Source organism: Paractinoplanes durhamensis (genome assembly GCF_016862175.1).
Classification (GTDB): domain Bacteria; phylum Actinomycetota; class Actinomycetes; order Mycobacteriales; family Micromonosporaceae; genus Actinoplanes; species Actinoplanes durhamensis.
In genome coordinates, this window is the sequence record NZ_BOML01000027.1 from 187,105 (window position 1) to 206,548 (window position 19,444).

Genomic DNA, 19,444 nt, shown 5'->3' on the forward strand with positions numbered 1-19,444 from the left:
CTCCAGTGGGGGTCAGCGGGAGACGTGGACGTTGACGATCGCGGTGGTGCCGTTGCGGACGGACTTCAGCGCCCGGTCGAGGGCCGGTTCCAGCTCGGACGCCGCCGTGACGGTCTCGCCGTGCATGCCGAACGGCTCCGCGAACGCGGCCAGCGACGGCTGCCCGGACAGGTCGTGGCCGAGGAACTCGCCGGTCTGCACGGCCGCGCCCTGCGGGTAGAAGCGCAGGTGGTTCATCTTCATCGAGCGGTATTCGTGGTTGTTGAACACCACGATCAGCAGCGGCAACCCGTTGGCCCTGGCGGCTTCGAGCGACGGGATGACCGGGTTGTAGAGGAACGCGCCGTCCCCGATGGTCAGCACCACCGGCCGGTCGGCGGCGGCCAGCTTGACCCCGAGCGCGACGGCGATGCCCTGCCCGAGCCCGCCCTGCACGTAGAAGTACGAGTCCGGCTGCGACCGCTGCAGATGCCGCTGCACGACCCGGCTGTGCGTGATGGTCTCGTCCACCACGATCGCGTCGCCGGCCAGCTCGCGCAGCGCCACGACGACCTGCACCGGGTCGATCCCGACCGCCGCCGCGGCTTTCTCCTCGGCGGCGAGGACCGCCGCCACCTCGATCGCGTGATGATCTTCAAGCCCGGGACGGCCGGGTGCGGGGCCGGCCTGGGCGGCCAGCGCGCGCAGCGTTTCGGCGACACCTCCTTCGAGGTACGCGTCGGCGCGCAACACCTGGTAGACGATGTGTGGCCGCTGCGGCACGTCGTCGATCACCACGATCCGGGCCCGGGCCGGCTTGCGGGACGGCGGGTAGAACGGCGCCCGGCAGTTGACCAGCAGGATCAGGTCGGCCGCGTCGACCCACGGTTCGAGGTCACCGCCGGCGTGCAGGACGTGGTCGCGCGGGAAGTTCGCGCACACCGCCGAGTTGGGTTCGACGACCGGGATCCCGAACGCGGTGGCGAAGCCGACGAGCGCGTCCATCCCGCCCTCCTCGCGGCCGACCGTCTCGGTGACGATCACCGGGTTGGTGGCGGCCTCGATGAGCGCGACGACCGCGGCGAGGTCGGCCGGCGAGCTGACCGTGGTGCCGCGGGCGACGACCGGCTGGACCGGCGCCGCGTCCCACGGTTCGAGGAGCACTTCGAGCGGGATGTTGAGGTAGACCGGCCCGGCCGGCGCCCGCGACGCCAGCTCGGACGCCCGGGTCACCATGGTCGGCAGCGTGTGCACGCTGGCCGCCTGGTTGGCCCACTTGGTGAACGGCGCGGCCAGCACGTGCGGCCCGCCGACGACCGACAGGTTCCGATACCACTGCCCGCCCGGGTCGGGCCCGGGCCCGTCGCCGTAGGTGGTCGACTCGGACGACGCCACCACCATCGGCACCCCGGCCAGCAGCGCCCCGTGGATGGCGACCGACCCCTGCAGCAGCCCCGGCCCGGCGTGCAGCAGGACGCCCTGGCCGCGGCGGGTGACCAGGCCGTAGCCGGTGGCCATGCCGACCGCGACCGTCTCATGGGTCAGATCGAGGTAGGAGGGGCAGGGCAGCCCGTCCCGGTGGCGGCGCGCGAGGGACTCCCACACCGGCGCCCACTCCGAGCCCGGCGACGAGAAGATGTAGTCGGCGCCGGCCGCGGTGAACGCCTCGATGACGGCGTCGCCGCCGTCGGGAACGCCAGTCACTTCGCCGGCTCGTTGATCGGCCAGTCCAGGCATTCGCAGATGCCCCGGCCCATGATCCACTCCAGCTCTTCGGGGGTGAAGTCGAAGTGCTTGGTGAACTGCTCGATGGTCTCGACGTAGCTGAGTCCGTGCCCGAGCAGCCGGGTGATGTCGGTGCCCCAGAAACAGCGCTCGGGGCCCATCTTGTCGACCATTTCCCGCACGTACTTCTCGATGTTGAGGTTGGGGAACGGCGCGGTCGAATAGCCGGGCAGCGCCGACACCTTCACGTAGATGTTCGGGTGCTGGTAGAGGTCGGCGGTTTCCTGCACCCAGTAGCCGATGGCGTCGTCGACGCAGCGGGCCATGATTCCCATGTGGTCGATAATGATCTTCAGACCGGGGTGGCGTCCGGCGATCTGGCCGAGTTCGGCCTTCCAGACCGGCGCGTGCACCATGGTCGGGATGTTCAATTCCTCGGCGATCGGCCAGTACCAGTCGTTGGTGCCGTCGATCATCCAGTTCCGGTCCTGCGGGCGGTGAAAGGTCAACCGAGTGCCTTTGATGTACGGGTTCTGCGCGAAATCGCGGAGCATCGCCGTACCCTCGTCGGGCTTGTTCTGCGGAATGCGCGCCATGATGCCGAAGCGTTCCGGGTACGCCTCGCACGCCTCGAGCGCGTAGTCGATCCGGTTGCCTTCCCAGGACGGGGGAAGGATCAGCGCCCGGTTGACGCCGGCCTCGTCCATCAGCTGGAGGCATTCCTCGTAGCTGAACGGGTCCTCGCGGTGGCCGTTGAGGCGGATCCGCTCGCGGGCACCGGGGACCCACGGACGGTCCGGGGTCTCCTCCTTCCAGATGTGCACCTGGGAGTCGACGACGAACATGGGCTCTTCCTTCCTGTGCCGGCTGTTCTGCCGGGGTGACTTCGACGCTAGATCCGCGCGCGGCGGGCAAGGAGTCTCTGGCGTGCAAGCGGTTGTTGCACGAAACGAGGTGTGAACCTTTTACGAGCGGCCGTCGAGAACGTTCACGACGTGCTCGGCAATGGCCATGCTGGAGGTCGCGGCGGGCGACGGCGCATTGCGGACGGCGGTGACGGCGCCGAGCCGATGAATGCGGAAGTCGTCGACCAGGCTGCCGTCCCGATCGAGGGCCTGAGCTCGCACTCCGGCCCCGGCCCGGACGACGTCCTCGACGCCGATCTCCGGCACATAGCGGCGGGCCGCTGTCATGTAGGCGCGTTTGGAGAACGACCCGTACATCTCCCGGATCCCGGTCCGCCAATGCTTCCCGGCCATCCGCCACGCGCCCGGCCAGCCGGCGATCCCGGCGATGTCACGCGGCGAGAAATCGCGCAGCCGATAGCCCTCGCGGGCGGTGGCGAGAACCGCGTTCGGGCCGACCTCGACCGACCCGTCGACCCGCCGGGTGAAATGCACCCCCAAGAACGGATAACGCGGATCGGGTACGGGGTAGATCAGCCCCCGGACCATGTGGGTCTTCGCCGGCACGACCCGCATGTACTCGCCGCGGAACGGAACGATCCGCGGTTCGGCGGCGTCCCCGGCGAGCCGGGCGACCAGATCACTCTGGATGCCGGCGCAGACGATCAGCTCGTCGACGACAACGGATCCGGCCGGTGACGTAATGGCGAGCCCGCCGGCCGAGGAAGCCACTTCGGTGACCGGGAAGTTGAAACGCACCTCTCCCCCGGCCGCCTCGATGTCGCCGGCGAACGATCGCGCGATCGCCACGTAATCGGTGATCGCGGTCTTCGGCGAATAGAGCGCGGCCAGCCCGGTCGCGTGCGGTTCGAGGTCGCGGATCTCGCCCGGCCCGACCCGGCGCAGCCCCGGCACCAGGTTGACCCCGGCGCGGGCGGCGAGCGCGTCGAGCCGGGTGACATCGTCCGGCGTGACCGCGACGACGAGTTTGCCGCATTCGTCGTACGGGAGTTGCCGGTCGTGGCAGTACTCGCGGAGCATCGCGCCCCCACGCGTACACAAAAGGGCTTTGAGGCTTCCGGGTTGGTAATAGATCCCGGCGTGGACAACTCCGGAATTGTGGCCGGTCTGATGGACCGCGACCCGGTTCTCCTTCTCCAGCACGACCACGCGAGTGCCGGGACGACGCCGGGTGAGTTCCCGGCCGATCGCCAGCCCGACGATGCCGGCGCCGACGATCCCGATCGTCTTATCCGCCATTCAGGTTCACCGCCCGAAATGGACGGCGACGGATTTGACCCGGGTGTAGAAGTGCAGGGCTTCGGTGCCCTGTTCCTTGAAGGCCGACCCGGAGTTGCGGAAGCCGCCGAACGGATGGTGCACGTCCCAGCCGGAGGTGGTGGTGTTGACCGCGACCTGCCCGCAGTCGACCTCGTCGGCGAACCGGTAGGCGGCTTCGAGACGGTCGGTGAAGACCGCCGCGGCCAGGCCGTAGGCGGAGTCGTTGACCAGCGCGATCGCCTCGTCGATCCCGTCGAACGGCCGGACCGCGAGGACCGGCCCGAAGACCTCGTCGCGCCAGATGTCCATCTCGCCGGTGACGTCGGCGAGGATCGTCGGGTTCACGTAGCAGCCGTGGGCCAGCGCACCGGCCGGTGCGTCGCCGCCGAGCTCGACCCGGGCGCCCTGCTTGATCGCCCCGGCGATGTGCCGCAGCACCCCGTCCTGCTGGTTGCGGCTGACCAGCGGCCCGACGTTGGTGGCGGCGTCCTGCCCGGACCCGAGCCGCAGCGCGGCGACCCGGTCCCGCAGGAGAGCGAGGAACTCGTAGTGCACGGACCGGTCGACCAGCACCCGGCTGGTGGCCGTGCAGCGCTGGCCCGCCTGCCCGAACGCCGCGGCGACCACGGCGGTCGCGGCGGCGGCCAGGTCGGCTCCGGCGAGCACCACCGAAGCGTTCTTCCCGCCCAGCTCGGCCTGGAAACGCACGTTGCGGGGCGCGACCCGGGCGCGCAGCCCCTCCCCCACCTCGTTGCTGCCGGTGAAGGTGAGCGCGGCGATCCGCGGGTCGTCGAGCAGCGCGCCGGAGATCTCGGCGGTGCGGCCGGTGACGACGTTGAGCACGCCGGCCGGCAGCCCGGCGTCGTGCAGCGCCCGGGCCAGATACAGCGCCGCGGTCGGCGTCTCCGAGGCCGGTTTGAGGACCACCGCGTTGCCGGCCGACAGGGCCGGGGCGAGTTTGCGGGCCGGGGTGATCAGCGGGTCGTTCCACGGGGTGATGGCCAGGACCACGCCGATCGGCTCGCGGCGGAACGACGTCTGGGTGTCCGGCCGTACGTCGTGCACCAGCGAGCCGTACGGCTCGCGGGCCTGCCCGGCGTAGTAGTCGAAGAAGTCGGCGGCCTTCTCGACCTCGCCGCGCGCCTCGGTGAGGGTCTTGCCGTTCTCGGTGACCACGCCGAGGGCGATCTCGGCGGCCCGCACCCGCAGCAGCGTCGCCGCCTTGGCCAGGATCTTCGCCCGCTCCAGCGCCGGGGTGCGGCGCCACGTGGCGAAGCCGGCCGCGGCGGCGGCGTAGACCGCGGTGACCTGGGCGGCGGTGAGCGCCGGGACCCGCACGACCGGCTGCCGCACGTCGACCGGGTCGAACACGTCGACCCACGTCTCGGACCCGGTCCACTCGCCGCCGGCCAGTGTCTCCATGGTTCGCACGAACATCACCACTCCTCGGGTCGCATTACGCCGAATCTTAGGAACGCGAATGGTGGTCAACAACGCGTCCGGCGGCATGCATTGCTTGCATCCGGCGCACTCAACCGGGCCGGGAAAACCTGATGGAATTCGGGTCGGAAAAAAGACGACCTGACGGAGGAACTCATGCCGTACGCGGTGATCGCCCACTACCGGTGCCCGGCGCAGGAGGCCGCGCAGATCCGGGAAGCCCTGCTCGCGATGCGTGAGCACACGCTGAAGGAGCCGGGCAACCAGGCCTACGAGGTGCACGCCGAAGTGGGCGCCGAGCCGCCCGCGTTCATTCTCTACGAGCGGTACACCGACCGGGCCGCATTCGACGCGCACGCCGCTTCGGAGCACTTCGAGAAATTCATTCTCGGGATCGTGCGGCCGCTGCTGACCGACCGCACGGTCCGGTTCGCCGAGACCTTGTAGAAAGGGCCGGGCTACAGCTCGTTGCCCCAGCACATCCGGGCGACGGTCTCGACGTGGATCAGCTTGCGTTTCTGGTCCTCGACGCCGATCGACGGCCCGCCGGCGACCGGCTGGAACCCGCCGGCCGGGCTGATCGCGACGTCCTCGAGGTCACGGATCGCGAAGGCGACGTCCATCCGGTCCATGATCGCGTCGATGTCCTCCAGCGCGGCCACGGCCGGGTCGACGATCCCGAGGCAGACGTCCTTCGACAACGGAACAGCCCGCAGCAGTTCGACCTCGGCGTCCGCGCCGCTGCAGTACGGCAGCATCCACCGGTCGACCGGCACCGACGCGAACAGCCGGGAGGCCACGTCGACATCGACCGCGGAAGGCGTGACCACAGCAGGGCAGAGCCCGATCCGCACGTCGTCCGCTTTGCCCAGCGACACCGCGAGCGAGTCGATCGCGATCGCGTCATCGAGCGACAACCCCGGGAACGACCCGCCGCCGAGCGCCGCCGCATACAGATGGTTGTCCAGCTGGATGTAGCGCACCCCGCGGGCCAGGATCGCCTCGATCTCGTCCCGGATGATCCGCGCGAGCGCCTCCCCCAGCTCCCGGGCACTGCCGAACGGCGACCCGGCCGCCGGGTCGAAGCACTGCGCGGCCAGGAACGCCGGCGACGGCAGGGTCGCCTTGGCCGGGATCACGGTCTGCGCCGCGACCGCGGCAACGTCGTCGGCGACCAGGGAGGCGTGCGGCTTGAGCTCGTCCACGGCCTCGCCCGTACGCCGGAAACCGCTCACCGCGTCGAACACCGCCGAGCGCAGATCCGTACGCCGGAACTCGCCGTCGCTGACCGCGGAAAGCGAGAGTCGCCGCTGCATGCGCACCGCTTCGGCAATGGCCGCGTCCTCGGCGGCGCGCAACTCCTCCGCCGAGATCTCGCCGGCCGCTCGGCGCTGCCGCGCGGCAAGAAGCTCGGCCGGCCGCACCAGGCTGCCGTGGTGGTCGATCCGGAACTTGAAGGTGTCAGCCATTCTTGGGTGCCCCTCCCCACGCCTGGAATTCCAGTTGGTAGCCGAGCGATCCGAGCACCTCGTCGCAGACCTGCTGGTCCTCGTCGCCGGTGCCGCCGGAGATGCCGAGCCCGCCGAGGATCTCGCCGTCCCGCTTGACCGTGACGCCGCCCTCGGTGGCCACGATCGGCTGCGCGCCCATCGTGGAGAGCTGGGCGAAGAAGCCCGGGTTGCTCTCCGCCCACGGCTTGAGCATCTTGGTCGGCCGTTCCATCACGGCGGCGCTGTAGGCCTTGGCGATGGCGATGTTCGGGGTCAGCGGCCGCGCGCCGTCGGAGCGCTTGACGACGAGCAGGAACCCGCCGGCGTCGACGACCGCGATGCTGAGCGCCTTGCCGAGCACCGACCCGGCCTTCTGCGAGGCGGCGACGATCTCGTCGGCCTCGGCGAGGGTGAGTTTCATGCGATGGCCTCTCGGATGCGGGTGACGGCCGCGTTGAACAGCGCCGGCGCCTCCCAGTACATGGAGTGCGGCGCGCCCGGGATCAGCTCCAGCCGGGAGCCCTTGACCAGTTCGTGCGCCCGCCGGACGGTGGCCGCGCTGAGCACCGCGTCGTTCTCCCCGGCGAGGAAGGTGACGTCGAGCCCGGAGGCGACCACTTCGGTGATGCTCGGCCCGCCGGCCGAGAGGTTGCGCAGGTCGGCCATCTTGGCGACGTTGAACGTCCCCATCTGCTGGAACAGGAACGTCTTCGCGGGTTCCGACTGCTGGAAATCGGCGGACAGCAGCCGATCCAGCACCGGCAGCTTCACGGCCTCGGCCCGATCGGCGGCGACCAGCTCGGCCAGTGACGGGTCGGCGATCCCGCCGAGCGAGTGGGCGAGCGCGACCCCCGCGACGCGCGAGGGGCGGGAAAGCCCGGCCCGCAGCGCCGCGACCGCGCCGATCGACTGCCCGACCAGCAGCACATCGGTCAGGTCCTCCTGGTCGAGCACCGCGAGGATGTCGCCCGGGAAATCCTGCCCGTCGAATTCCGGCATCGACGAATCGGAATTGCCGAAACCGCGCAGGTCGACGGTGACGATGGTGAACCGGCCGCGCAGCGCGGCGACCTGCTGCCACCAGGCGGCGTGGTGCCCGCCGGAGCCGTGCACGAAGAGAATGGCCGGCCCGGAGCCGTGCCGCTCGTAGTAGATGGAAACCCCATCCGATGTGGCGATGCCCATTTCGCCTCCCTTACGCCGGACGGTTGCCGTGGTAGACGAGCTCGATCATGGTGTGGTCGGGATCGTGGATGTAGCAGAACTTCGATTTGTTCTCCGGGCGTTCGACCGGCCGGGTGTGCCGGATCCCGAGTTCGGCGAGGTGCTCCATGAACCCGTCCCAGTCGTCCACCTCGATGGCGAAGTGATAGGGCGCCATCCGGTCCATCTCCTCGACCGGCGTGAAATGCAGGTCGAAGTTGCCGCGGGTCATCAGCACGACCTTGGTGTTGCTCTTCGGCGTGATCGCCTTGAGCCCGAACACCTTCGAATACCACTCCTTGGTGCGCTCGGGATCGGTGGTCGGGAAGTTCACGTGGTGGATGTACCGAGGTTTGTTACTCATCAGGGGGCCTTTCCGAATGGACGGGATTGCTGAGCACACCGATGCCGCTGATCTCGATGTCGACGACGTTCCCCGGTTCCATCTGGACGGTGGCGTCGGCACCCATCCACAGCACGTCGCCGGGGTGCATGGTGATGTATTTCGTGGTCTCGACGATGTAGTCGAAGGGGTCGAAGACCATCGCGCCGGTCGGGAACTTCGCGACCACCGACCCGTCGATCCGCACCGTGGTGGTCTGCACCATCGGGTCGACATCGGTCTCGATCCACGGGCCCATCGGCTTGAAGGTGTCGCTGTTCTTGCTCCGCCAGAACGTCCGATCGGCATGCTGCCAATCTCGGGCGGAAACATCATTGCCGATGGTCCAGCCGAGAATGCTTTCCTGCGCTTCCGGCCGCGAGGCGTTTTTGAGCGTACGACGTACGACCGCGACAACCTCAGGTTCGGCCTCGAAGCGGTTCTCGACCCCAGCCGGCCGGACGATCGGCGAAAGGTGCCCGGTCAGCGCGTTGTTGGCGCGATACCCGACCTCGGGCCGCTCCGGCAGTTTCCCGGCGGTGTGCTCGACGTGGCTCCGGTAGTTGTATCCGACCGCGTAGAACACCCCCGGCACGATCGGCGGCAGCCACCGCACGCCGGCCACCGCCCGGACCCGCCCGTCCGGCCGGCCCCCGTCCAGCGGCGACCCGTCGAGCAGGCGGATCACGTCGTCCTCGACCAGCCCGAACGCGGGCCGCCCACCGTCGTCGATCCGGCAGTACCGCATCTCAGTCCGCCAGCAGGTGCGAGACGCGCTTGGTGACCAGGTATCCCTCGAGCCCTTCGGGACCACCTTCTTTGCCGTACCCGGACTGCTTGACCCCGCCCGACGGCGCCTCACTCACCGACCCACCGCAATGGTTGATCGACAGAATCCCGGCCTCGAACCCGCGGATCAGCCGCTCGGCGGTGGACGACGACCTCGTGAAGCCGTAGGCGGCCAGCCCGTAGGGCAGCGAGTTCGCGGTGGCCAGGGCCGCATCGAGGTCGCGGAACGGCACGATCGGCGCGATCGGCCCGAACGGCTCCTCGGTCATCACCAGCGCGTCGGCGGGCACCCCGGTGAGCACGGTCGGCGCGAAGAAGAACCCGGCCCGATCGATCCGCTCCCCACCCCGAACCAGTTGCGCGCCGCGGCTGACCGCGTCGCTGACCATCTCCTCCATCGCCTTGAGCCGCCGCGGATTGGCCAGCGGCCCCATGGTGACGCCGTCGTCGAGCCCGTCCCCGACGACGACCCGGTCGGCGGCGGCGACGAATTCGGTCACGAACTCGTCGTAGACGTCCTCGTGCACCAGGAACCGGCTGGGCGACGTGCACACCTGCCCGGCGTTGACGAACTTCGCGAACGCCGCCTTCCGCGCCGCCACCACCGGATCGGCATCCGCACACACGATCACCGGCGCATGCCCGCCCAGCTCCATCAGGCTCGGCTTCATCTCGCTGCCGGCCTGCGCGGCGAGCAGCTTGCCGACCGGAATCGACCCGGTAAAGGCAACCAGGCGAATCTCCGGCTCGGCGATCAGGTGCCGGGAGACTTCGGCCGGATCCCCGAAGACCAGATTGAGTACGCCGTGCGGAACGCCCGCTTCGACGAAACACCGCACCAGCTCGCACGCGGTGCCGGGGGTCTCCTCGGACGCCTTGATGACGATCGAGCAGCCGGCCGACAGCGCCGCCGCGATCTTGCGCATGGGCCCGCCGGCCGGGAAGTTCCACGGCGTGAACGCGGCCACCGGCCCGACCGGCTCGTGCCGCACGGACAGCACGGTGTCGTCGGCGGACGGAATGATCCGTCCGTAGGCCCGGCGCGCGTCGTCGGCGTCCCAGCGCAGCGTGTTCGCGACCCGCAACGCCTCGCCGCGCGCCTCCTTGAACGGCTTCCCCTGTTCGAGCGTCATGATCCGGCCAACGCGGTCGGCCCGCGACGCGAGCAGGTCGGCCGCCTTGTGCAGGATGGCGACGCGCTGGTCGACCGGCATCGAACGCCAGACGGCGAACCCCTTTACCGCCGCAGCGACGGCCCGGTCGAGGTCGGCGACGGTGGCCAGGGGCAGATGACCGAGAACTTCCTCGGTGGCCGGGTTGAGGACAGGAACGGTCTGGCTGCCGCCGCTCCACTCCCCGTCGATGAACAGCCCGAGGTCGGTATAGGAAGTCATGCTGTGCTCTCCTTTGTCATGCCCTTCTGGCCCTCGCCTTCGGCCTGGGCGCGCATCTTGCGGAAGTGCCGCTCGGTGCAGGCGGTCATGACGGGGACTCCCGGTTGGTGCGCAGGGTCCAGATGTGATGCGGCGGGGTCTCGTCGTGCACCCGGGTGCCGTACGTGTCGTCGACCCGGTCCATGTCGGCGGCCAGCTCGACCCGGCCGCCGCAGGGGGCGTGCACGAACCGGAAGACGTTGGAGCCGACCGTGTGCCGGCCGAGGCGCCGCGCCTCCGACCAGCCCTTCTCGATCATGTGGTTGCCGCCCTCGATCACGTCGTCGAAGCCCGGGACCTCGAACGAGACGTGGTTGACGCCGGCCTTGTCGGGCCGGTGGCAGAGCAGGAAGTTGTGCTGGTCGGCGTCGCCGGGCACCCGCATGAACGTGCCCATCGGCTTGACCACGTCGGTCGGGATGAAGCCGAGCCGGTCGACGTAGAACGCGACCGCCGCCTCCCGGCCGTCCTTCGGGATGTTCAGCGCGACGTGGCACATCCGCAGCGGCCGCACCTGCCCGACGCTGCTGAGCGCCGCGTTGACCCGGTGGACGAAACCGGTCACGTTGGCGCCGCGCGGGTCGACCGGCTCGTACTCGGAGGTGCCGGCCACGGTGAGCCCGACGCCGAAGCCGGTCTCGTCGACGGTGTGGAAGACCCCGTCGGCATCCTGGGTGATCTCACGATCGGCGCCGGCCGCCGCGACGAAGGCGGCCAGCTCTTCCGCGTCGGAGGCGCCCCACACCACCTCGCGCAGCGTGTTGCCGTTCTCCACCGCGGCCGGCAGCCCGGCCGGGTCGGTGCGCAGGTGCAGGGTCTGCCCGATCTTCGTCTCGAAGACCGCGTGCGACTCCTCTTTCGCGATCAGGTCGAGCCCGAAGTCGGTGAAGAAGCGCACGCACGTCTCGAGGTCGTCAACGGTGTAGACGACGGATTCGATGCGCTGGATTCCCATTTTCGCCACGCCACCTTCCCGCCCTCGCTAATGGAAGCGAAAGGCTGATACCGATCCTATGGGCGGCGAGCGGCGCACCGGCACTCCCATGGCGCAAGCCTTGATTGCACTACTCGAATGCCGGAATGGGATTCGCCGAGAACCATTCGGTGAGGAAGCTGAGAAAGACCTCGACCTTGCGCGGCGCCTGCTGGGCCGGCCCGTAGATGGCGTACAGCGAGCGGCTCGGCACGGCCAGCTCGGGCAGCAGCACCTTGAGCGTGCCGCTCATCAGGTCGTCGTAGGCGGGCCGGCTCGGCAGCAGCGCGATCCCCCGGCCGTGCACGCACGCCTTCTGCAACGCGATGTACGAGTTCGAGCTGAACGCGACATTCTTGATCTTGTGCAGGGTGCTCTCGTGGCCGTGCCCGATCCGCCAGACCGGGTCGTTCGCGTGCACCAGGCAGTCGTGGTTGTTGAGGTCGTTGGGGTGGGTGAGCTCGCCGTGCTCCTTGAGGTAGCTCTCCGCCGCGACCAGCACGAACGGCAGCGACGCGATCTTCTTCAGCCGGACGCTGGAGTCGCGCAGGTCCCGGGTGTGGAAGGCGATGTCGAAGCCGGAGTCGAGGAAGTCGTAGGTGCGGTCGGACATCCCGCCCAGCTCGAACCGCACGGCGATCTTCGGGTGGGCCACCGAGAAGGCGGCGATCGCGTCGCCGAGGTCGAGGCTGCCGATCCATTTCGGGCAGATGATCGACAGCGGGCCCTCGGGCCGGTCGTGCAGCTGGGCGATCTTCTCGTCCTCGTCGTCGATCTCGTCGAGGATCCGGTTGGCGAACTCGCTGTAGCGCAGGCCCGGCTCGGTCAGACTGACCGAGCGGGCGGTGCGGTTGACCAGCCGTACGCCAAGCTGTTTTTCCAGGTCGGCGACGTGCCGGGAGATGAGCGAGCCGGAGGTGCCGAGCTGCTTGGCGGCGCCGGAGAAACTGCCGACCTTCGCAACGGTCACGAAGCTGCGCATGACGAGGATGCGGTCCATGGGCCCTCCTGCCCTCGGGTCACGCGGCGGCGATTCCGCCGCGTGACCGGGCTCTGTTACGTCGGTAACCTAATTGTCAACAATCGAGCTGACAAGAGGTCACGACAGGCAATACTTCGGCGCCTCGCTGAGATTGTCCTTGGTGATCAGGGCGATCGGAAGGTTCGCGATCTTGTCGGCCTGACCCTTGTTGAGCAGGGTGATCGCGTTTTTGACCGCGAGCTGACCGATGGTCGTGGCGGAGTTGGCCACGGTGGCGGCGAACCTGCCGTCCTTCACCGCGGCAAGACCCTCGTCGGTGCCGTTGGCCGTCACGATCTTGACATCCTTGCCGGCCGCCTGGAAGGCCTGCAGCGCCCCGAAGGCCATGTCCTCGTTCGCGACGAACGCGTACTTGAGGTTCGGGTGGGCCTGGATCATGTTCTCGGCGACGTCCTGGGCCTTGGCCCGGTTGAACATGCCCGGCTGGTTGGCGACCACCTTCACGTTGGCCGGCAGCGCCTCGGTGAAGCCCTTGACCAGCAGGTCGGAGGCGGCGCCGGGGGCACCGGCGATCACCCCGGCCTCGGCGTCGGCGCTGCCCGCGTCCTTGGCGACCCAGCCGGCGTCGAGCTTGCCGACGCCGTTCAGGTCGACGACCACGGCGCCGAGGATGTTCGAGGTGTCGGAGGTGATCACCGAGGTCAGGAAGATCGGGATGTTGGCGCTCTTGGCCTTGGCGATGTCGTTCTTGAGCGCGTCGACGTTCACGGTCTGCACGATCAGCACGCTGACGCTGCGGGAGATCATGTCCTCGATGTTGGAGAGCTCGGCCGCCGGGTCCTGCTTCGAGTTCGCAGTGATGACCTTGGCGCCCTCGGCACCGGCCTCGCTCTCGATCGCCTTCTGCAGGCAGGTGTGGAACTCGGTGGTCGCGCCGTTGACGAAACCGAGCGTCACGCTCTTGGCCGACCCATCACTTCCGGCCGCGGAATCGTCACCGCAGGCGCTGAGCGAAGCAATGCCGAGGGCCGCTGCCAACAGCGTACAAAATAAGGTTTTAGGCATGGGGTCATTGCCTTTCGAATGGAAAAGGGCGGGGGAGAGAATTCAATGCCGGCGTCGCTGCAAAAGATTCGCGACGGCCGCGATCAGCAGCACGGCACCGACCGAGATCTGCTGGTAGTAGCTGTTGATCTGGAGCAGGTTGAGCACGTTGGCGACCACCCCGAGCAGCAGCACGCCGAGCACGGTGCCGAAGACGGTGCCCTTGCCGCCGGCCAGTGAGGTGCCGCCGATGACCACCGCCGCCACCGCGGTGAGCTGCAACTGGAGGCCGCCGGTGCCGGGGCTGCTGGCACCGAGCCGGGCGAGCAGCATGATCCCGGCCAGCCCGGAGAGGGCCCCGGCCAGGCCGTAGAGCAGCAGCTTGTCCCGGGCCACGGTGATGCCGGACAGCCGGGCGACGTCCTCGTTGCCGCCGATCGCGAACGCGTCCCGCCCGAACGTGGTGTAGCGCATCACGAACGCGGTGACCGCGAGCACCGCAATCGCGACGATCAGCAGGTTGGGCAGCCCGAACGTCTTGCCGATACCCAGCGCCGACAGCTGGTCGTCGATCGAGACGCTCAGCCCGTTGATGACCAGCAGCGCCACCCCGTCGAGCAGGGTGGCGGTGGCCAGGGTCGCCACGAACGGCGCCACCCCGGTGAACGTCACCACCGCCCCGTTGACCAGCCCGATGACCGTGGCCAGGGCGATCGACACGACGACGGTCAGCCAGATCGACTGCCCGTGCGCGAACAACTGCGCCGCCACCGCCGTGGTGACCGCGACGTTGCCGCCCATCGAGAAGTCCATGCCGCCGGCCGTCATCAGCAGCGTGAGGCCGGCCGCGATCACCGCCACCACGCTGACCTGGCGCAGCACGTTGAGCAGGTTGTTGGTGGACAGGAACGCGTCGGTCCGCAGGCTCGCGAACACGATGATCGCCACCAGCACGAGCAGCAGGCCGCCGTGCGCGAAGCCGCGGGGAAGCACGCGCCGCCGGGTCGGCACGGCCGGCGCCGTCAGGGTCGTTGTCACGAGATCGCTCCTCCCAGGGCGACGGCGACGAGTTCGTCGCGGCTGATGCGGTCGATGTCGTACTCGGCGATCGTGCGGCCGTCGCGGACCACCACCACCCGGTCGGCGAGGCGCATGACCTCGTCGGCGTCGCTGGACGCGAGCAGCACCGCCACCCCGGCGGCGGCGAGGCCGTCGACCAGGGTGTGGATGTCGGCCATCGCGGCGATGTCGACGCCGTTGGTCGGGTCCTCCAGGAGGCAGGCGACCGGTTCGGTGCCGAGCCACTTGGCCAGCAGCACCTTCTGCTGGTTGCCGCCGGAGAGCAGCCCGACCGGCGGGTTCGGGGTGAGGGTGACGACCCGGTAGTCGTCGCGCAGCGGGGCGGCGCGGCGGGCGAGCCGGTCCCGGCGGTGCAGCCGGCGCCGGTCGAGCCGGTCCCGGGCCAGCATCAGGTTCTCGTCGACGGTCAGCTCCGGGATCAGGCCGAGCCGGCGGCGGTCGCCGGTGACGCAGCGCAGCCCACTGGAAAGCGACCGGCCGACCTTGCCGAACCGCACGTGCCGGCCGTTGACCTCGAGGCGGCCGCGGTCCGGGCGGCGGCGACCGGAGAGCAGGTCGAACAGCCGCGACTGGGCGTCGCCGGCCGGGCCGAGGACGGCCACCACCTCGCCCTGCCGGACCTCGACGCTGAAGTCCTCGATGAACCGGCCCTCGCCGACATCGCTTATCCGGAGTCCTATTTGTTCCTTTTTGATGGACCGCGGCGGTTTCGTCGACACCACGTCCCGGCCCACCATGCTGCGGACCAGGCCGGCCTCGTCGGTCTCCTTCGCCTGCCCGCCCCAGACGACGCGGCCGTCGCGCAGCACGGTGATCCGGTCGGCGAGGGCCAGCACCTCGGCGATGTGGTGCGAGATGAACACCACCGCGACCCCGGCCTCGCACAGCCGCCCGACCAGTGCGTGGATCTGCGCGGCCGCCTCCGCCCCGAGACACGCGGTCGGCTCGTCGAGGATCAGCACCCGCCCACCGCGGCGCACCTCCCGGGCCACCTCGACCATGGTCTGCTCGGCCACCGTCAGGTCCCCGGCGAGAGCATCGACGTCAACATCGATCCCCAGATCCCGCAGCGCCTGCCGGGCCAGCTGCCGCACCGGCTTCCAGCGGACCAGGGACGTACGGGTGGGCAGGTCCCCGAGCATGATGTTCTCGGCGACGGTCAGCGTCATGACCAGTTCCCGGCGCTGCGGGACGGTGGCGATGCCGAGCTTGCGGGCCTTGCGCGCGGTCAGCTGCCCGGCCGCGGTGCCGCCGATCTCCATCACCCCCGAGTCCGCGTTCTGCGCGCCGGACAGGATGCGCACCAGCGTCGACTTGCCGGCGCCATTCATCCCCATCAGCGCGTGCACCTCGCCGGAAAACAGCTCGAGGGAGACATCGCGCAGCGCCACCGCCCCGCCGAAGCTCTTCGAGATGTCGCTGACCCGGACGACCGGGTCCTCAGCGGTCATCGCCGACCCGCTCGTAGCCGCGGATGTCCGGGAACGGCGGCGTCTTGTCGGCCTGCAGGTCGACCTGGAACGCGTTGAGAAGCATGCCGAGCATGGTGAAATTGCCGAGCGCCCCGACCGTGTCGACCAATCCCTGCGCGCCGAAATACTGACGGGCCCGTTCGAACGTCTCGTCGGTGACGAAATTGTCTGCCAGCAATTCCTGGCAGAACTGATAGAACGCCTCGTCCTCCGGATTGCCGAACTCGGGCCGGCGCCGCTCGGCGATCGCCTCGATCGCCGCGACCGGAATGCCCTCCTCGATCGCCTTGGCCACGTGCGCGTTCCAGGAGTACTGCGCGTCCCGGTGCCGGGCGGCGATCAGCAGCGACAGCTCCCGCAGCCGCAACGGCAGGCTCGACTCGAACCGGCAGAACGCGCCGAGCGCCTCGACCTTCTCGCACAATTCGGGGCTTTGAATCCAGACCTGGAAAGGCCCGCGAACGGCACCCCGGCGCCCGGCGATTCGCGCGCTGATCTCCTGCTGCCGTTCGGTCATCGCGTCCGGCTTGATGACGGGAAGTCTCATCGACGGCCAACCCCTTTGTGATACCGCACACTCCGGATGGGTGTTTCGCAGGACCGTAACAACGGGGTGATAGGTGGCCACAGGTCGTCGGGTGCAACGTAAGGCTGCACTCGGCGTATCGCTGATCACCCCCCGCGCGGGCATAGCCTCGAAGCCATGACGGTGATCATCAAATCGGCAGACGTAAAGGTCCTCGATCGGGGCGGCGCGGTCGCCACCACGCCCCTGATCACCACCACGGCGGCGGCCGGCGAGAACCGGATCACCAGCGGGATCAGCGTCTACCCGGTCGGCACCGGCGCCCCGCTGCACTCGCACAACTGCGACGAGCACGTGACGGTCCTGGACGGCTACGCCGAGGTGGTGGTCGAGGGCACGGTGACCCGGCTGGAGCGCTACGACACCACGTACATCCCGTCGCCGATCCCGCATCTGTTCCGCAACGTCGGCGACGAGCCGCTGCGCATCCTCTGGGTCTACACCTCGGGCGTCGTGACCCGGACCTTCACCGACACCGGCATCACCGTGGAGCACCTGTCCGCCGCAGACCAGATGGTGCAAGACTGAGCGCCTCGTGCAGCTTGTGCAGCAGCTCGCCGGAGGCGAACGGTTTCTCCAGGAAGGGGATGTCCGGGTCCAGGACCCGGGTGCTCCCGAGCAAGCCGTTGCTGTAGCCGGACATGTAGACCACCGGCAGCCCCGGTTCCCGCTCGTGCACCAGCTCGGCCAGCCGCGGCCCCGACATCTCCGGCATGATCACGTCGGTCAGCAGGGCGTCACACCCCTTGGCCAGAAATGTCTGGTACGCCTCGGCCCCGGTCACCGCCGCCATCACCCGGTAGCCGTTCCCGGTCAGGATCCGGTGCACCACCCGGGCCAGGGGCTCCTCGTCCTCGACCACCAGGATCCGCTGCCCGTCGCCCTTCGGCGGCACGATCAGCCGGGTGCCGGTCACCGACGGCCCGGCCGGGGCGGTCGACAACGGCAGGTAGATCCGGAACGTCGTGCCGACCCCCGGCTCGGAGAAGACGTTGATGCTGCCGCCGGCCTCGGCCACGATGCCGTAGACGGTGGCCAGGCCCAGACCGGTCCCCTTGCCGCGCGGTTTCGTCGTGTAGAACGGCTCGAAGATGTGCGCCGCCACCTCCGCCGACATCCCCTCGCCGGTGTCACTGACCTGGATCCGGGCGTAGCGGCCGGCCGCCACCGCGGGCCGCATGTTCAGCTCCTGGCCGTCCAGCTCGGCCTCGTCCGCCTCGATCACCAGGGTGCCGCCGTCCGGCATCGCATCCCGCGCGTTGATCGCCAGGTTCAGCAGCACCTGCTGCAGCTGACCGGGGTCGCCGTGCACGACCAGCGGGCGCCGCGGCGGCCGGGCGAACAGCGCGATGTCCGCCCCGATCGTGCGGTCCAGCATCGCCCGCACCTCGGTGATCGCGGCGTCCAGGTCCACGTCCTGCGGCTGGATGGTGTCGCCCCGGGTGAAGGTCAGCAGCTGCCGGGTGAGGTTCATGGCCCGGTCGGCGGCGGTACGCACGTGCACCAGGTCGGCACGCACCGCCGAGTCCTGCTCGGCCGCCTCGGCCGCGAACTCGGTGTAGTTCACGATGATGGCGAGGATGTTGTTGAAGTCGTGGGCGATCCCGCCGGCCAGCTTGCCGAGGCTCTCCATCCGCTGCTGCTGGTTCGTCCGCTCCTCCAGGGCCCGCTGCTGGTCCGCGGCCTCCTTCGCGGCGCTGATGTCGCGCGCCACCACCGACGTGCCGGTGACCTGGCCGGTGCTGTCCCGCACCGCCGCCACATTGATCGAGAGCTCCACCGGCGAACCGTCCTTGCGGAGCCGCCGAGCCTCGTACGTCACATGGGGTTCGCCGTTGCGGACCCGCTCCTGCGAGGCCACCTGCTGCTCGTGGCCGGACTCGTCACTGAGCAGCGACACCGGCTGGCCGATCATCTCGTCGGCGGTCCAGCCGAACACCTTCTCCGCACCCGGATTCCACGCCGTCACGTTGCCGGCCACGTCGAGCCCGATGATCGCGGCATCGGTGTGCGCGACCACCGCCGTCAACGTGACCAGGCGGCTCTCGGCCACGTCCCGCGCCGCGCGCTCGCGGGCGTCGGCCTCGTCCAGGCGGCGCTGCTCCCCCGGCGAGATGAAGATGGCGCCGTTGCCCAGCAGGACGCCGTAGCTTCGGCGCAGGGTCCAGTAGTAGATGCCTACGCCGGCGGTGAAGAGGTCCCAGACGGCGGACGGCCAGGACCAACCCTCGCTCAGGGCGTGGCCCAGGTGCGCCGTGTCGGCTGCTTGGGTGATGCCGCGGTAGGCGAGAAACGCGTGCATGCCGTGGCCGACGGCGCAGCTGAAGAAGATGAGCGCGGTGGCTACGGCCAGTTTGTTGGTACGCAGCTGTCCGGCCCGGCTCACCGGGACCATGACCGCTATCGTGATCGCGGCGTAGGCCACCATGATCACCAGGTTGGCCAGCAGAAACAGCTGTTCCGGCACCTTCGTCCTATCGGTTCGCTCTCGGTTTGTCTGAGCCTCCTTTTTCTTGCGGTGGGACGGTTGGGGCCGGGGTGACCCCACACCAACGGTGGGGCGTCTTAATGTTGGTGTGGGGTCACCCCGGCCCCAACCTCGCGTGGGAACACGTGACAGCCAGGACAGAGCTTGGGCCGTTCTGTTTTTTGGTTGGTGGGGTTTACTCCTCGCCGGAGA

At 69.3% G+C, this 19,444-nt stretch carries 19 protein-coding genes; 2 read left to right on the plus strand and 17 right to left on the minus strand.

Going from position 1 to position 19,444, the window contains the following annotated elements; all coding sequences use genetic code 11:
- Window positions 1-12: 12 nt before the first annotated feature.
- The 4 genes from Adu01nite_RS16560 to Adu01nite_RS16575 all read right to left on the minus strand — a co-directional run bounded on the left by Adu01nite_RS16560 (window position 13) and on the right by Adu01nite_RS16575 (window position 5,327).
- A complete protein-coding gene (locus Adu01nite_RS16560) occupies window positions 13-1,683 on the minus strand; it encodes a thiamine pyrophosphate-dependent enzyme (protein WP_203727755.1) in 1,671 nt (556 codons plus the stop codon).
- Entirely contained in the window at window positions 1,680-2,549 is an 870-nt protein-coding gene (locus Adu01nite_RS16565; protein ID WP_203727756.1) for an amidohydrolase family protein, read from the minus strand. The genes Adu01nite_RS16560 and Adu01nite_RS16565 overlap by 4 nt, the downstream gene beginning before the upstream one ends.
- A 120-nt stretch (window positions 2,550-2,669) precedes the next feature.
- Complete coding sequence (lhgD, locus tag Adu01nite_RS16570; RefSeq protein ID WP_203727757.1) at window positions 2,670-3,869, minus strand: L-2-hydroxyglutarate dehydrogenase; 1,200 nt, start codon at window positions 3,867-3,869, stop codon at window positions 2,670-2,672.
- Window positions 3,870-3,875: 6 nt separating this feature from the next.
- Complete coding sequence (locus tag Adu01nite_RS16575) at window positions 3,876-5,327, minus strand: aldehyde dehydrogenase family protein (protein ID WP_239132458.1); 1,452 nt, start codon at window positions 5,325-5,327, stop codon at window positions 3,876-3,878.
- Between the two features lie 159 nt (window positions 5,328-5,486).
- Here Adu01nite_RS16575 and Adu01nite_RS16580 point away from each other — a divergent pair, with 159 nt between their 5' ends.
- Window positions 5,487-5,777: a putative quinol monooxygenase gene (locus tag Adu01nite_RS16580; protein ID WP_203727758.1), complete on the plus strand. Its 291-nt coding sequence runs from the start codon at window positions 5,487-5,489 to the stop codon at window positions 5,775-5,777.
- Window positions 5,778-5,788: 11 nt separating this feature from the next.
- Here the strand turns inward: Adu01nite_RS16580 and Adu01nite_RS16585 are convergent, their stop codons facing one another.
- From Adu01nite_RS16585 to Adu01nite_RS16640, 12 genes are all read right to left on the minus strand, one after another.
- Entirely contained in the window at window positions 5,789-6,799 is a 1,011-nt protein-coding gene (locus Adu01nite_RS16585; RefSeq protein WP_203727759.1) for a uroporphyrinogen decarboxylase/cobalamine-independent methonine synthase family protein, read from the minus strand.
- A complete protein-coding gene (locus Adu01nite_RS16590) occupies window positions 6,792-7,241 on the minus strand; it encodes a GlcG/HbpS family heme-binding protein (protein WP_203727760.1) in 450 nt (149 codons plus the stop codon). The genes Adu01nite_RS16585 and Adu01nite_RS16590 overlap by 8 nt, the downstream gene beginning before the upstream one ends.
- Entirely contained in the window at window positions 7,238-8,005 is a 768-nt protein-coding gene (locus tag Adu01nite_RS16595) for an alpha/beta fold hydrolase (RefSeq protein ID WP_203727761.1), read from the minus strand. The genes Adu01nite_RS16590 and Adu01nite_RS16595 overlap by 4 nt, the downstream gene beginning before the upstream one ends.
- Window positions 8,006-8,015: 10 nt before the next feature.
- Window positions 8,016-8,387, minus strand: a complete 372-nt coding sequence (locus Adu01nite_RS16600; RefSeq protein ID WP_203727762.1) for a VOC family protein — start codon at window positions 8,385-8,387, stop codon at window positions 8,016-8,018.
- Window positions 8,380-9,153 carry a fumarylacetoacetate hydrolase family protein gene (locus Adu01nite_RS16605; RefSeq protein ID WP_203727763.1) on the minus strand — a complete coding sequence of 258 codons (774 nt, stop codon included), beginning with the start codon at window positions 9,151-9,153 and terminating at the stop codon, window positions 8,380-8,382. The genes Adu01nite_RS16600 and Adu01nite_RS16605 overlap by 8 nt, the downstream gene beginning before the upstream one ends.
- 1 nt (window position 9,154) lies before the next feature.
- Window positions 9,155-10,588: an NAD-dependent succinate-semialdehyde dehydrogenase gene (locus Adu01nite_RS16610; protein ID WP_203727764.1), complete on the minus strand. Its 1,434-nt coding sequence runs from the start codon at window positions 10,586-10,588 to the stop codon at window positions 9,155-9,157.
- A gap of 85 nt (window positions 10,589-10,673) precedes the next feature.
- Window positions 10,674-11,582 (minus strand): VOC family protein, encoded by a 909-nt coding sequence (locus Adu01nite_RS16615; RefSeq protein WP_203727765.1) that lies wholly within the window; start codon window positions 11,580-11,582, stop codon window positions 10,674-10,676.
- 109 nt (window positions 11,583-11,691) lie between these two features.
- The gene (locus Adu01nite_RS16620) at window positions 11,692-12,600 is read right to left on the minus strand and encodes a LysR family transcriptional regulator (protein ID WP_203727766.1); all 909 of its coding nucleotides are present in this window, start codon (window positions 12,598-12,600) and stop codon (window positions 11,692-11,694) included.
- A gap of 99 nt (window positions 12,601-12,699) precedes the next feature.
- On the minus strand, window positions 12,700-13,620 hold the full coding sequence (locus tag Adu01nite_RS16625) for a sugar ABC transporter substrate-binding protein (protein ID WP_203727767.1): 921 nt from the start codon (window positions 13,618-13,620) through the stop codon (window positions 12,700-12,702).
- Between the two features lie 69 nt (window positions 13,621-13,689).
- A complete protein-coding gene (locus tag Adu01nite_RS16630) occupies window positions 13,690-14,664 on the minus strand; it encodes an ABC transporter permease (RefSeq protein WP_203727768.1) in 975 nt (324 codons plus the stop codon).
- Window positions 14,661-16,157 (minus strand): sugar ABC transporter ATP-binding protein, encoded by a 1,497-nt coding sequence (locus Adu01nite_RS16635; protein ID WP_203727769.1) that lies wholly within the window; start codon window positions 16,155-16,157, stop codon window positions 14,661-14,663. The genes Adu01nite_RS16630 and Adu01nite_RS16635 overlap by 4 nt, the downstream gene beginning before the upstream one ends.
- Entirely contained in the window at window positions 16,147-16,725 is a 579-nt protein-coding gene (locus tag Adu01nite_RS16640; protein ID WP_203727770.1) for a carboxymuconolactone decarboxylase family protein, read from the minus strand. The genes Adu01nite_RS16635 and Adu01nite_RS16640 overlap by 11 nt, the downstream gene beginning before the upstream one ends.
- A 156-nt stretch (window positions 16,726-16,881) precedes the next feature.
- Between Adu01nite_RS16640 and Adu01nite_RS16645 the strand changes: the two genes are divergently transcribed.
- Window positions 16,882-17,292 carry a cupin domain-containing protein gene (locus Adu01nite_RS16645; RefSeq protein WP_203727771.1) on the plus strand — a complete coding sequence of 137 codons (411 nt, stop codon included), beginning with the start codon at window positions 16,882-16,884 and terminating at the stop codon, window positions 17,290-17,292.
- On the opposite strand, the gene Adu01nite_RS16650 is transcribed toward Adu01nite_RS16645, so the two are convergent.
- Entirely contained in the window at window positions 17,246-19,231 is a 1,986-nt protein-coding gene (locus Adu01nite_RS16650) for a hybrid sensor histidine kinase/response regulator (protein WP_239132459.1), read from the minus strand. The genes Adu01nite_RS16645 and Adu01nite_RS16650 overlap by 47 nt on opposite strands.
- Window positions 19,232-19,444 lie beyond the last annotated feature (213 nt).